The organism is Cellulophaga baltica, from assembly GCF_018861125.1.
GTDB lineage: Bacteria > Bacteroidota > Bacteroidia > Flavobacteriales > Flavobacteriaceae > Cellulophaga > Cellulophaga baltica_A.
In genome coordinates this window covers 20,383-33,893 of record NZ_JAHKQN010000020.1, presented here as the reverse complement: position 1 = coordinate 33,893, position 13,511 = coordinate 20,383, and the positions used below count along the sequence as shown (strand labels likewise).

Below are 13,511 nucleotides of genomic sequence, written 5' to 3'. Positions count from 1 at the left end.
TAGCTGAAGAATTAACTTTTTTTTATCAGCTTTAATTAGAGATATTAATTGTACCTTTGTGTGCAATTAATATTTAATTGCCATGCAAGCACATCTTGATAAAATTGTTGGAGAAGGTCTTACTTATGATGACGTACTCTTAGTCCCAGCTTTTTCTGAAGTACTTCCAAGAGAAGTAAATATTCAAACAAAATTTACGCGTAATATAACCATTAATGTTCCTATTGTATCTGCTGCTATGGATACGGTAACGGAATCTAAAATGGCAATTGCTATGGCACAAGAAGGTGGTATAGGTGTTTTGCATAAAAACATGACCATTGAAGAACAAGCATTGAAGGTGCGTAAAGTGAAACGTGCAGAAAGCGGTATGATTATCGATCCTGTGACGTTGCCTTTAAATTCTTTTGTTCGCGACGCAAAAGCTTCAATGAAAGAGTTTAGTATTGGCGGGATTCCTATTGTTGATGATGCAGGTAAATTATTAGGTATTGTTACTAATAGAGATTTACGTTTCGAAAAAAACAATGATCGCCCACTTTCTGAAGTAATGACGACTAAAAATCTTGTAACTGTAAGCGAAGGTACCTCACTAGAGCAAGCAGAGGATATTTTACAAGAAAATAAGATTGAAAAATTACCAGTAGTTGATAAAGATTATAAACTAGTAGGTTTAATTACGTTTAGAGATATAACAAAACTAACTCAAAAACCTACAGCAAATAAAGACCAATACGGTCGTTTAAGAGTTGCAGCTGCATTGGGTGTGACTGCTGATGCTGTTGATAGAGCAGAAGCATTGGTTAACGCAGGTGTTGATGCTGTTGTTATTGATACTGCTCACGGGCATACTAGAGGTGTTGTTGAGGTTTTAAAAAGTGTAAAAACTAAATTTCCTGACTTAGATGTTATTGTTGGAAATATAGCAACAGGTGACGCTGCTAAATATTTAGTAGAAGCTGGTGCTGATGCTGTAAAAGTTGGTATTGGTCCTGGGTCTATATGTACAACGCGTGTAGTTGCAGGGGTTGGATTTCCTCAATTTTCAGCTGTATTAGAAGTTTCAGCGGCTATAAAAGGTACAGGTGTTCCAGTAATTGCAGATGGTGGTATTCGCTATACGGGTGATATACCAAAAGCAATTGCAGCAGGAGCTGATACTGTTATGTTAGGTTCGCTTTTAGCAGGAACTAAAGAATCTCCTGGTGAAACTATTATATACGAAGGGCGTAAGTTTAAGTCGTACCGTGGTATGGGTTCTGTTGAGGCAATGAAACAAGGCTCTAAAGACAGGTATTTTCAAGATGTTGAAGATGATATTAAGAAATTAGTACCAGAAGGTATTGTAGGGCGTGTTCCTTATAAAGGGGAATTATATGAAAGTATTCACCAATTTGTAGGCGGTTTAAAAGCCGGTATGGGATATTGCGGAGCAAAAGATATTGAAACTTTAAAAGAAACAGGGAAGTTTGTAAAAATTACAGCAAGTGGTATTAATGAAAGTCATCCACATGATGTTACAATTACTAAAGAATCTCCTAATTATAGTAGGTAAATAGAGAGTTTTGGTCACAAAAAATAAAAAAGAGGCTATGTAGCCTCTTTTTTATTTAAAATTTATTTTTTCTTATTTAGTACCTTCTCCAGTGTATGTTTGCCAGTCTTTTTCTTTATGAATATTTTCTCCGAAATATTTAGCGATTTGTAAAAAAGCATCAGGTTTTTGATATCCTGGCACAGGAGAAAGCATATTCATTTTTTCGTCTAAAAAGATAGTAGTTGGGTAGCTCATTTTTCCTTGCATTAATGCAGCAGCAAATTCGTGATAACCATTTCTGCCTGAGGCAACAAATTTGAATGTCTTACCTTTAAATTCTATAGGTTCTTTTCCTTCACCGTCTAATTTAACCATATAGTAGTTTTCAGACATGTACTTGGCTACTTCTTCGTTTTGAAAAGTATCTTTATCCATTTTTTTACACCAACCACACCAATCTGTATAAACATCTATAAATATTTTTTTAGGGTTTTTATCTGTCTGGGCTAAATTAACCGCTTCATCCCATGACAACCATGTTACTTCTTGCGCATTCATACTAAGTGATAAAAATGCTATAAATAAGAAAAGAGAAAACTTTTTGGTATTCATAATATTGATTTTGTGAGTCTAAATATGGTCGTTTAGTCTAGTTATTACAGTAAACCTAACGTTACATAGTGCTTTTTATTTTTTATATGCTGTTAAAGTAAAACTAATTTGGGCAGAATAAAAAAATCCTGCTATAAACAGGATTTTATTGGTATTCAAAATATTAAGATTAAACTTATTTAGCTACAGCTTTCGCTTTTTCCTTTTTCGCAAATAAGTTTTCAGTGTCTACTTGGTTTCGTGTGATGTCGTCTAATGTTTCGCGTTCACGTATCAAAATTGCTTCACCATTGTACCACAAAACTTCTGGTGGTCTAAATCTACTATTGTAGTTGCTTGCCATTGTAAAGCAATATGCACCTGAATTTTTAAAACGAAGAATATCACCTTCTGATATTTCGTTGATTCTTCTGTTGCTTGCAAATGTATCTGTCTCACAAATGTATCCTACTACAGAGTAGTAACGTTCTCTACCTTCTGGGTTAGAGATGTTTTCAATCTGGTGGTATGATCCGTAAAGCATTGGACGTATTAAGTGGTTGAAACCAGAATCAATACTAGCAAATACAGTAGATGTAGTTTGTTTTACTACATTTACTTTCGCTAAAAAGCTACCAGCTTCACTAACTAAAAATTTACCAGGTTCGAAAGCTAATGTTAATTCTTTACCGTATTCTTTACAGAAAGAATTGAATTTTTCTGATAATTTTTTACCTAATTCTTCAATATTAGTTTCAATATCAGCTTCTTTATAAGGTACTTTAAAACCACTACCAAAATCAATAAAATCTAATTTTTTAAAGTTTTTAGCAGTTTCAAAAAGAATTTCTGAAGCGTAAAGAAATACATCAATATCTAAAATATCACTACCTGTATGCATGTGAATACCATTGATATTCATTTTGGTAAGCTCTACAATTCGTAATAAATGTGGAATTTGGTGAATGCTAATTCCAAATTTAGAATCAATATGACCTACCGAAATGTTAGAATTGCCACCAGCCATTACGTGTGGGTTAATTCTAATACAAACAGGTACATTTGGGTGCTTGCTTCCAAACTGTTCTAAAACAGATAAATTATCTATATTAATTCGAACACCTAATTTAGATGCTTCTTCAATTTCTTCAAGAGAAACTCCGTTTGGGGTAAATATTATGTTTTCAGGTTTAAAACCAGCTAAAAGTCCTAATTGTACTTCTTGTATAGATACCGTATCTAAGCCGCTACCAAGACTATTCATTAGTTTTAATATGGTAATATTAGATAAGGCTTTACAAGCGTAATTTAATTTTAATTTTTTGACATCACTAAAAGCATTGGTCAGTCTGTTGAACTGAGAAATGATTTTTTCTGCATCATAAACGTAAACAGGATCTCCGTACGTTTTTGCTATCTGTAATAAATCGTTCTGCGTCATTGCAATAAAATTTTGAGCAAATCTAGACTTCTTCTACCATTCGGACAAAATAATTTATCAATAAATCAAAATACAACAAATTGTTATATTTAAAACAGGATATAGGTAGATATCAGGTTTTGAGGGGTGTTTAGTGATATTCATGTGTTATCATTTTAATAATTTAGAAAATAGCATGGATATTTCATTAGGGTAATTAGTATTGGTTTGCTATTTTTGTTCATATAAAATAAAGACACGATTTACTTATGAATCTTCACGAATATCAAGGAAAAGAAATTTTGGCAAGTTTTGGGGTACGTATCCAAAGAGGAATTGTAGCTCAGAATGCAAAAGAGGCTGTAGATGCTGCAAAGCAATTAACAGCTGAAACAGGAACAGGTTGGCACGTTATTAAAGCACAAGTTCATGCAGGTGGACGTGGAAAAGGTGGCGGTGTTAAATTAGCTAAAAACCTAAAAGAGGTTGAAGAAATTGCAGGACAAATTATTGGAATGAATTTAGTAACTCCTCAAACTTCAGCAGAAGGTAAAAAAGTACATCAAGTTTTAGTAGCTGAAGATGTTTATTACCCAGGTGATAGTGAAACTAGCGAATTTTATGTTTCAGTTTTATTAAACCGTGGAACAGGTAGAAATATGATTATGTATTCTACTGAAGGTGGTATGGATATTGAAGAGGTAGCTGAAAGTACACCACACTTAATATTTACTGAAGAAATTGATCCGGCAACAGGTTTGTTACCTTTCCAAGCTCGTAAAATAGCCTTTAACTTAGGTTTATCAGGTACAGCTTTTAAAGAAATGACGAAATTTATCGCTTCTTTATATAAAGCATATGTTGAGAGTGATTCTAGTATGTTTGAAATTAATCCAGTTTTAAAAACTTCGGATGATAAAATAATGGCTGTTGATGCTAAAGTGTCTATTGATGATAATGCATTATATAGAAGAAAGCAATATGCTGAAATGCGTGATCTTAGAGAAGAGAATGCAATTGAGGTTGAAGCTGGTGCTTTAGGATTAAACTATGTTGACCTTGATGGTAACGTTGGTTGTATGGTTAATGGTGCTGGTTTAGCAATGGCAACTATGGATTTAATTAAGCAAGCAGGTGGTGAGCCAGCTAACTTTTTAGATGTTGGTGGTACTGCTGATGCTGCACGTGTTGAGGCGGCTTTTGAGATTATCTTAAAAGATCCTGCTGTAAAAGCTATCTTGATTAACATATTTGGTGGTATCGTTCGTTGTGATCGTGTTGCTCAAGGTGTAATTGATGCTTATAAAAACATGGGAACTATAAATGTGCCAATTATTGTACGTTTACAAGGTACTAATGCTGATGTAGCTAAAGAATTAATTGATAATTCTGGTTTAGATGTACAATCTGCAGTGCAATTCCAAGAAGCAGCTGATAAAGTAAAAGAAGTTTTAGCTTAACACTAAAATATAAATATTAAAGAGGGTAATGTTTTCTTAACATTACCCTCTTTTTTTTGTTTGCAATAGAATTGAAAATTAGCTGCGGTATTATCACCATTTATAAGGGAATTTTTGCATAAAATGATGCTTAATGAAGTTTTCTATTAAATAAGTTTAAGTAAGAAAAAACTTTCGAAAATTTTTAATTTTTAATGAATTGTTATGCAATTTAAATATGGGTTAAGCCTCTTGTTGTTATTCGGATAGCTCATTTTTTACAATTAATTTTGACATGTAAATTAAAGAGTACTAGAGAAAATATAGAATGTATTAAATTGGAATTTAAGTGATCATTATATTTTCAACAGTGTCTTTTTAAGTCATCAATTAAATATTAATTTTTTTAAAAGAAATATTATGAAGAAAATTAGTTTAGCAATCGTAATGTTATTTGTAAGCGTTTCAATAATGGCTAATGATAACAAGAAATCAAATAATGCTGATAAACCAGCTAGAAGTTTATCTATTCAAATAGGTGAAATTTTAGGTAATAACTCAATTAAAGTAGAGGAAGACTTAACGGCAAATGTATTATTTACTCTGAATGAAGATAGAGAGATTGTAATATTATCAGTAACTACAGATAGTGAAGTTATTGAGCACTATGTAAAATCTAAATTAAACTACCAAAAAGTGAATTTAGATAACTACCGTGAAGGTAGAACTTATACTATCCCTGTTAGAATTACGGCTTAAATTTTATGGTTAAAAAATTAAAATCCTAAGCATTGCTTAGGATTTTTTTTTGTTCTTATAATTACCGTGAACTATATTTTTGTCAAACTTCTTTTCTTGTTTCGCTTTAAAGTCTGAGTTATATTTTTTCTTAGGCTTTGGTACTACATTATTTTTTTTAAGATGAGCAAGTGTTTCCTTAGGGTTTTTAGGGTTGTCTTTTTCACCTCTAAAATGAATAACAAGTCCGTTTAAGAAATTACGCAATATTTGGTCACCACACTCCATGTAATTAGGGTGGTCTTCTTTTCTAAATAAGGCTCCTAACTCAGCTTTTGAGATTTTAAAATCTACAAGCTTCAAAATTTCAACAATTTCATCATCTCGTAACATTAAAGCTACTCTGAGCTTTTTTAGAACATCATTATTAGTCATATAAATAATTTTTTGCAAGGTACTATTTTAAATAATATTCAAGGTTAGATTATGACTTGTTATATGAAATGTGACAATAAACTACTTGTAACCTATCTTAGTTGAGACAAAATGTCATTATTTTAATTATCAATAGAGACAAAATGTCATAAAAATTGTGTTGGTATAGGATTTGAATACTTGTAACCAAACAAGAATATTTAAAAAGATATAATTATGAGTACAGTAAATAAAAATCTAGATTTTCCAGCATTAATGAATGAAATATTTAACCCAGATTGGTTTGGTGGTGCACAAGCGCAAGTTTCTTCAAAATTGCCAGCTGTAAATATAAGGGAAAGTGATTTAGCTTTCGAATTAGAACTAATAGTTCCTGGCAGAAAGAAAGAAGATTTTAAAATTGAAGTAGATAATGAATTGTTGACTATTTCATCTGATTCTAAAGTTGAAAAAGAAACAGAAGAAAATGATACTTCATTTAGTTACAGACGAAAAGAATTCTCATTCTCAGCATTTAAAAGAGCTTTTAATTTACCTGAAACAATAGACACAGATAAAATTGAAGCAAACTATGAAAACGGAGTTTTGAGTTTTGATCTTCCAAAAAAGGAAGAAGCATTACCAAAACCAAAGCGAGTAATTGGTTTAAACTAAAAATATTAACGAGATAAGTAACTAGTTTAATTAGTGTTTAATAGTTATTTATATTTTTGATTTAGGTTGGTTGTTGAGGCGTCTCGATTAGTAATAATTAAGACGCTTTTTTTATTCTGCAGTTTGTAGCGCTTTAATTTCATCTCTAAGTTTAGCTGCTTGCATAAAATCTAACTCTTTCGCAGCCTTTTCCATTGCTTTTCGTTTTTCGCGAATAAGTTTTTCTTTTTGTTCTTTAGTCAAGTATTCTAAATCAGGTTCTGCAGCACGTAATTCTTCTTTTTCAAAATGATATGTAGAAACCGAATTTTTAGATAATGCACTATCTAAACTTTTGTTTAAAGCCTTTGGTTTTAAATTGTGTTTTGTGTTGTATGCTATTTGTTTTTCTCTACGGTAGTTTGTTTCATCAATAGTAGTTTGCATACTATCTGTTATTTTATCAGCATACATAATTGCTTTACCATTTAAGTTTCTAGCGGCTCTACCAACAGTTTGAGTTAACGAGCGGTTGCTGCGTAAAAAACCTTCTTTGTCAGCATCTAAAATAGCTACTAATGATACTTCGGGCAAATCTAAACCCTCACGTAAAAGGTTAACACCAATTAGCACATCAAAAATACCTTTCCGTAAATCTTGCATAATTTCAACACGCTCTAGAGTATCAACATCACTGTGTATATATCGGCATCGCACACTAATTCTATCTAAATATTTAGCCAATTCTTCAGCCATTCTTTTAGTAAGTGTAGTAACTAAAGTTCTTTCGTCCTTTTCATTACGCTGTTGAATTTCTTCAACCAAATCATCAATCTGATTTAAACTTGGACGTACTTCGATTATAGGATCTAGAAGTCCTGTGGGTCTTATAATTTGTTCAACATACACACCTTGTGTTAGTTGTAATTCATAATCAGCGGGAGTAGCACTCACGTAAATAACTTGATTTTGTAAAGCCTCAAATTCTTCAAACTTTAAGGGTCTATTATCCATAGCAGCAGGCAATCTAAAACCGTATTCTACTAAATTCTCTTTACGAGAGCGGTCACCACCGTACATGGCATGAACTTGTGAAATGGTTACATGACTTTCATCAACTACCATCAAATAATCGTCAGGAAAATAATCTAATAAGCAGAAAGGTCTTGTGCCTGGTTCTCTGCCATCTAAGTAACGCGAGTAGTTTTCAATACCAGAGCAATATCCTAATTCACGTATCATTTCTAAATCAAAATTCGTACGCTCTTCTAAACGTTTAGCCTCTAAGGGTTTTCCGATTTCTTTAAAATAATCAACTTGTTTTACCATGTCATCTTGAATTTGATGAATGGCATTCTGTAAAATATCAGGAGAAGTTACAAACATATTCGCAGGGTATATGTTTAACGTTTCGTAGTTTTCTATTTTTGTATTTTTTAAAGGGTCAAATGCTTCAATTTCCTCAATTTCATCACCAAAGAAATGGATTCTGAAAGCATGATCGGCATAACTAGGAAAAACATCAACTACATCACCTTTTACTCTAAAGTTACCGTTATGGAACTCTGCTGTGGTTCTAGAATATAGACTTTGTACTAATTGATGTAAAAATTTTGTTCGCGAAATTACTTGATCTTTATGAACAGAAATAACGTTTTTTTGAAATTCTATTGGGTTACCAATACCATATAAACAAGAAACCGAAGCAATCACAATAACATCTCTTCGCCCAGAAAGTAGGGAGGAAGTAGTACTTAATCGTAATTTTTCAATATCTTCATTTATAGATAAATCCTTTTCTATATATAAACCAGATGTTGGTATGTATGCTTCTGGCTGGTAATAATCGTAATAAGAAACAAAATATTCCACTGCATTTTCAGGGAAAAATTGTTTAAATTCAGAATATAATTGTGCTGCTAAAGTTTTATTGTGAGCCAATATTAAGGTAGGTTTTTGAACATTTTCAATCACATTAGCAACTGTAAATGTTTTTCCGGAACCAGTAACACCTAAAAGTGTTTGGTATTTTTCTTCGGTTTCAATTCCTTCAACTAATTGCTTAATAGCACCCGGTTGATCTCCTGTTGGTTTAAATTCTGATACTACCTTAAATTTCATTCTATAAAATTACAAAAGGCAGTTTTAAAAAATAGATACAAGTGCTCTTATTTTTAACTCGTTTTATCTTTTTAAAGCAAAATGCCCAGTAAAAGTTCGGCCATCTTCAAGGTTTACTTTAAACCAATAGTCAGAAGCTGGTACCTGATTTCCATTTATTGTCCCGTCCCATCCTTTGGAATTAGGAGAAAAATTTGCAACTAAATTTCCTACTCTATCAAAAACTGAAATAAAACTATTTGTATTAAACATTTCATTAGCTCCAATAATTTGCCAATAATCATTTGTACCATCGCCGTTAGGGGTAAAGAATTTTGGGTAGCCAACAATAGCAATTTCTTCATTTGAAATTCCACAACCATTAGTATCATTTACATAAACAGTATAAAAACCAGGTTCAAGATTGGAAAAATTAGTGTTGGTTTGATAATTAATACCATCTAAAGAATATTCGTAATTTCCATCACCAGTCACAAAAACTTCAACGGTATTATTATCGGAAATGTCTTTGATTTCAATGTTATTAATTATAGCAATATTTGAGGGTTCTACTATAAAGCTCTTAATTGAAGAGCAAATAATTATTTCATTGGTTGTACTGTAATCATACCCTAATTCTAATTGGTAATTTCCAGATTCCGTAATTGTTACAGTTGGCAAGTTTGATATTTCATTTTCGGTTGTAGCATCTAGTTTAACCCATTTATATACGTCATAACCAGTTGGTGCATCTAAAACTAAATCAATGCCATCAGTACATAAGTAATGAGTTTCCAGAAAAGAGAATTCTGGTGTAGCGTTTACAATAAGTTCAATCTCTTCAATTCTTTGGCATTCATTACCATCTTCAATTCTAACAATTAAAGAAGTTGATTCCGTAGCATATATACCCTTAATTTCATTTTGTTCTAAAGAAGCATCAATTAGTGAAGTATAAAATTGTACTTTTTGATTTTGAAAACTAGACGCTTTAATTAAGTCTGTATTAAAATCACCAATAAGTAAATCATCACTTAAAGAATTATTACAGGCATAGTATGGACTTTGATTGTTTAATAAAACATTAGTAGTTAAAATGGTGATATCCAACTCTCCAATAGTGGTACAGCCTAAACTATTGGTAGCAGTGTAAATAAGAGTTTGGTTAAATGGAGTTGTATTGGTATAATTAATAGTATTTTCAATGGGCTGATCATTTTCTAAATCAGAATCATTCTCATAAAAATAGAAGATGTAATCTTCTTCATAAGTTTCGAAAATATAGGATTGCTCTAAATTTACGGTAGTAATTCCGTCTGTGAAATTTTGTTCATCAATATCACATTGAACAAGTGTTAGTTTTTCGGTAGGAGGCAAAGGATTAACGCTGATTACAGCTTCACCAATTATAGGGCATTTTGATGTGTCAGAAAAACTAATATTTAATGTATATTCACCAGAATCAGTCATTGCTAAATTATCAATAGTATAAATATTGCTTGTATTAGGAAGAACAACATCATCTTTTTTCCATAGATACGTGGCATCGGCATAATACTCAGTTTCTAAAGTTAAACTTTTACCTTCACAAATTTCTAAGGCATTTACAGCTCTACCATCTTCATTTGTCATTAATGTTATTTTTTCAAAAAAAGATTGAATAAAAGGAGGTAAACCTTGTGTGCCGTTATTATTACCTAAGGCTACAGCATTGTGAATATAATTAGAATTAGTGCCTTCTTCATCAGGATTGTTAATTACACCTAAGTAAGGTGTTCCGTTTTCGTAATTAATACTAATGTTTCGGTATATTTTTCCGTTTTCACCGAGTTGTAAAGCACCTCTGTATCCGATTCTGTTATCTAAAATTTCTACAGAATTATCAATATTACTAGCTGTTAAATCTAATTGTAATAGTTGCGATTCACTTATAACATTTTCACCTTCAGTATAACGTACAGTGTACAGAAATTCTTGATTTGGAGAAAATTCGATGCCATAATAATTCCAATCATCAATATAGTTTAATAGTTTTTCTTGATTAGATATTATTCCAGTATCAGCATCAAAATCATAAATGTAAAGTCCGGAAGAACTATTAGCAGAAGCTATTTTTTTTCCATCGGAAGTTATTTTTAAATATCCTCTAGGGTCATTAATATTAGAATTTGTAAAAGTTGATTTTACAGCAGTATTAACAACACCATTAGGGTTAACTTCAAAGGCATGATATGTGTTGAAAAATCCAGTATAACTACCATTATCTGATGATAAAGTGATAACCCATAAAGATTTATCAAAACAATTTTTAACAACTGCAGCAATTTTCTCAGAGCAATCAGCTAATAAATTTATGTTTTTTTGAATTACAGCACCTAAGCCATTATTTGCAGTAATATCAATTGTAGAATAGTTTAAACCTCGGTCAGGATCGTTTTCATACGCAGTAGTATCTACTGTAAAAATATAATAAATATTAGGATCTTCTGGTTTTGGAACAATGATAGCGGATTGCGTACTTGATGGGTCTCCATATAGCCCAGTTCCGTTCTCCATTAGTTCATGATTGCGATTATAAACTCGTATTCCGTCAGTGTAAAATAAAAGACTCCCAGCGTCATCAGAAATACTAGCGCAACCCTCGTAAGTATTTAATTGTCCATTACTTAATGCAGTCACACTTCCATCACTATTAAATGTGATACCAGCATTTTCACCAAAGTACCAATTTGATGTTTCTCCTTGTGAAAAGATAAATGAAAATGAAAATAAAAAATAAAAGAATGTAAAGTAGTTTTTTTTCATAGTGATGTTCAGTCGCTACAAGATACTACAAATCTCTCTTTTTCAATATTGTATAAGATAAAAACATAAATATACCAACCCAAGCGAGAACAATTAAAACATTATACCAATGCACGGCGTAGTCTACTGTTAACTCTGTACCTAACTGATTGCTTATAGATTTTACAGCTTTAAATTTAGAAAAAGGTTCTATTATTAAATTGGACATTGAAGACAAAGGTAGCACGTGCATAATCGTATCAGACACTTCCTTGCTGAATAATTTCCAACTACCAAATCGAAAGATTACGTTCTCGAAAATTGCCCACCATAATATTAAAAAACCGAGAGCAAATGCAGATCGTTTAACTAAAATACCTAAGAAAAGACAGAAAGAGAAAAATCCAACTAATTTTACGAAATAGGCTAAAAAGTATTCTAAATTAGAAAAAACTATTGAAAATTCATCATAATTTGAATATAACATTCCTAAAACAAGCGAAACTAGAAAAACAAAAACAGTAGATATTATAGAGAAAGTAATCACCATTAAAAACTTACTCAATAGAAACTCTTTTTTTGACAGCCCATCAATTAAATTCTGTTTTATAGTTTTGTTGCTGTATTCATTAGCGGTCATGGAAACAATTACAATTGCAAAAAATAATTTAAACCATGAAGCGATATAAGTATTTAAGTGCCAGATATAAGGAAAATCAAAAACCCCTTGGTCAGCAATATTAAATACTATTGGCGGATTGTCTATTCTAATCATAGAGATTAGTGCCAAACTCAATATTAAAATAAAGTATGAGAAAATAAGCACTTTACTAGCTTTACTATTCCAAAGTTTTATAAATTCTATTTGTAGTAAACGTATCATTTTATTTTTTTATCAGGTTGATTAATTGCTAGAGTTTGAAGTAAGAGTAAGAAATTGTTTTTCTAAACTTTCTTTTCGTTTAGAAAGATGCGATAAAATAATTCCTCTATCAAAAAGATCTTTATTTAATTCTTCTGCTTCAATCTCCTCTTTTAAATAGGCAGTTATTAAACCATCATTTAAAGTAACATTTTTAAATGAATGATTTTGTTCTAAAAATGATAGTAAAGCTTTTTCATTTTTAGATTTTAATTCAAAAAAGCCATGACTAGCAAGCATATTATCTACACGACCAGAATAGAGTTTTTTTCCTTTTCTTAGAATTACAACATGACTACATACTTTTTCAACTTCATCTAATAAATGTGAAGCTAAAAGTATAGTAGTACCTTGGCTTGCAATTTTTTTTATGATTTCTCTAATTTGATGAATTCCTTGAGGGTCTAAACCATTGGTAGGTTCATCAAGTATTAAAATTTCAGGATCGTTAAGTAGGGCAGAAGCAATAGCTAAACGCTGTTTCATACCAAGTGAGTATGTACTGAATTTACTATTCTTACGGTCTAAAAGACCTACTAATTCTAGTTTTTCTTCAATTTTAGTATTTGGAACTTCTTTAATTTTACATACTAAATTTAAGTTTTGAACAGCAGTCATGTAAGGGTAAAAGTTAGGTCGTTCTATAATTGCACCTACTTTTTTTAATGCTTTGTGAGTAGAGGTAGTTCCATCAAACCAACTAAAATCTCCTGATGTTTTATTAACAACATTAAGTGCAATACCTAATGTGGTTGATTTTCCACTACCGTTAGGCCCTAAAATGCCATAAACATTGCCTTTTTCTATCGTAAATGATAAATCGTTTACAGCTACAAGAGCACCAAATTTTTTAGTTAAATTGGTTACAGTAAGAATTTTTTCCAAAATGTAGATTTTTAGGTTGTTTATGTA

Annotated in this window: 11 protein-coding genes; 4 read left to right on the top strand and 7 right to left on the bottom strand. The window is 31.4% G+C overall.

From position 1 onward, the window contains the following. Positions 1 to 82 precede the first annotated feature (82 nt). Entirely contained in the window at positions 83 to 1,555 is a 1,473-nt protein-coding gene (guaB, locus tag KO500_RS10435) for an IMP dehydrogenase (RefSeq protein WP_215956490.1), read from the top strand. Positions 1,556 to 1,627: 72 nt separating this feature from the next. On the opposite strand, the gene KO500_RS10430 is transcribed toward guaB, so the two are convergent. After that, complete coding sequence (locus KO500_RS10430) at positions 1,628 to 2,149, bottom strand: thioredoxin family protein (RefSeq protein ID WP_215956489.1); 522 nt, start codon at positions 2,147 to 2,149, stop codon at positions 1,628 to 1,630. 175 nt (positions 2,150 to 2,324) lie between these two features. Beyond that, positions 2,325 to 3,569, bottom strand: coding sequence for a diaminopimelate decarboxylase (lysA, locus tag KO500_RS10425; protein ID WP_215956488.1), 1,245 nt, complete (start codon positions 3,567 to 3,569; stop codon positions 2,325 to 2,327). A gap of 248 nt (positions 3,570 to 3,817) precedes the next feature. On the opposite strand from lysA, the gene sucC reads away from it, so the two are divergent. Next, positions 3,818 to 5,008, top strand: coding sequence for an ADP-forming succinate--CoA ligase subunit beta (gene sucC, locus KO500_RS10420; RefSeq protein ID WP_215956487.1), 1,191 nt, complete (start codon positions 3,818 to 3,820; stop codon positions 5,006 to 5,008). Positions 5,009 to 5,407: 399 nt separating this feature from the next. Beyond that, a complete protein-coding gene (locus KO500_RS10415) occupies positions 5,408 to 5,746 on the top strand; it encodes a hypothetical protein (protein ID WP_215956486.1) in 339 nt (112 codons plus the stop codon). A 36-nt stretch (positions 5,747 to 5,782) separates the two neighbouring features. Here the strand turns inward: KO500_RS10415 and KO500_RS10410 are convergent, their stop codons facing one another. Continuing rightward, entirely contained in the window at positions 5,783 to 6,160 is a 378-nt protein-coding gene (locus KO500_RS10410) for a DUF1456 family protein (RefSeq protein WP_215956485.1), read from the bottom strand. A gap of 216 nt (positions 6,161 to 6,376) precedes the next feature. On the opposite strand from KO500_RS10410, the gene KO500_RS10405 reads away from it, so the two are divergent. Continuing rightward, entirely contained in the window at positions 6,377 to 6,814 is a 438-nt protein-coding gene (locus tag KO500_RS10405; protein ID WP_215956484.1) for an Hsp20/alpha crystallin family protein, read from the top strand. Positions 6,815 to 6,925: 111 nt separating this feature from the next. Here KO500_RS10405 and uvrB read toward each other — a convergent pair whose 3' ends face one another. The 4 genes from uvrB to KO500_RS10385 form a co-directional block, all read right to left on the bottom strand. Further along, positions 6,926 to 8,914: an excinuclease ABC subunit UvrB gene (gene uvrB / locus KO500_RS10400; protein ID WP_215956483.1), complete on the bottom strand. Its 1,989-nt coding sequence runs from the start codon at positions 8,912 to 8,914 to the stop codon at positions 6,926 to 6,928. 63 nt (positions 8,915 to 8,977) lie between these two features. Then, entirely contained in the window at positions 8,978 to 11,698 is a 2,721-nt protein-coding gene (locus tag KO500_RS10395; protein WP_215956482.1) for a T9SS type B sorting domain-containing protein, read from the bottom strand. A 25-nt stretch (positions 11,699 to 11,723) separates the two neighbouring features. Beyond that, a complete protein-coding gene (locus KO500_RS10390) occupies positions 11,724 to 12,560 on the bottom strand; it encodes an ABC transporter permease (protein ID WP_215956481.1) in 837 nt (278 codons plus the stop codon). Positions 12,561 to 12,581: 21 nt separating this feature from the next. Beyond that, positions 12,582 to 13,484, bottom strand: a complete 903-nt coding sequence (locus KO500_RS10385) for an ABC transporter ATP-binding protein (protein ID WP_215956480.1) — start codon at positions 13,482 to 13,484, stop codon at positions 12,582 to 12,584. Between the last annotated feature and the right edge of the window lie 27 nt (positions 13,485 to 13,511).

Excerpts from the sequence above, each read along its gene's own strand:
- guaB (WP_215956490.1), top strand. The coding sequence starts at position 83 with ATGCAAGCACATCTTGATAAAATTGTTGGAGAAGGTCTTACTTATGAT.
- KO500_RS10430 (WP_215956489.1), bottom strand. The coding sequence starts at position 2,149 with ATGAATACCAAAAAGTTTTCTCTTTTCTTATTTATAGCATTTTTATCA.
- lysA (WP_215956488.1), bottom strand. The coding sequence starts at position 3,569 with ATGACGCAGAACGATTTATTACAGATAGCAAAAACGTACGGAGATCCT.
- sucC (WP_215956487.1), top strand. The coding sequence starts at position 3,818 with ATGAATCTTCACGAATATCAAGGAAAAGAAATTTTGGCAAGTTTTGGG.
- KO500_RS10415 (WP_215956486.1), top strand. The coding sequence starts at position 5,408 with ATGAAGAAAATTAGTTTAGCAATCGTAATGTTATTTGTAAGCGTTTCA.
- KO500_RS10410 (WP_215956485.1), bottom strand. The coding sequence starts at position 6,160 with ATGACTAATAATGATGTTCTAAAAAAGCTCAGAGTAGCTTTAATGTTA.
- KO500_RS10405 (WP_215956484.1), top strand. The coding sequence starts at position 6,377 with ATGAGTACAGTAAATAAAAATCTAGATTTTCCAGCATTAATGAATGAA.
- uvrB (WP_215956483.1), bottom strand. The coding sequence starts at position 8,914 with ATGAAATTTAAGGTAGTATCAGAATTTAAACCAACAGGAGATCAACCG.
- KO500_RS10395 (WP_215956482.1), bottom strand. The coding sequence starts at position 11,698 with ATGAAAAAAAACTACTTTACATTCTTTTATTTTTTATTTTCATTTTCA.
- KO500_RS10390 (WP_215956481.1), bottom strand. The coding sequence starts at position 12,560 with ATGATACGTTTACTACAAATAGAATTTATAAAACTTTGGAATAGTAAA.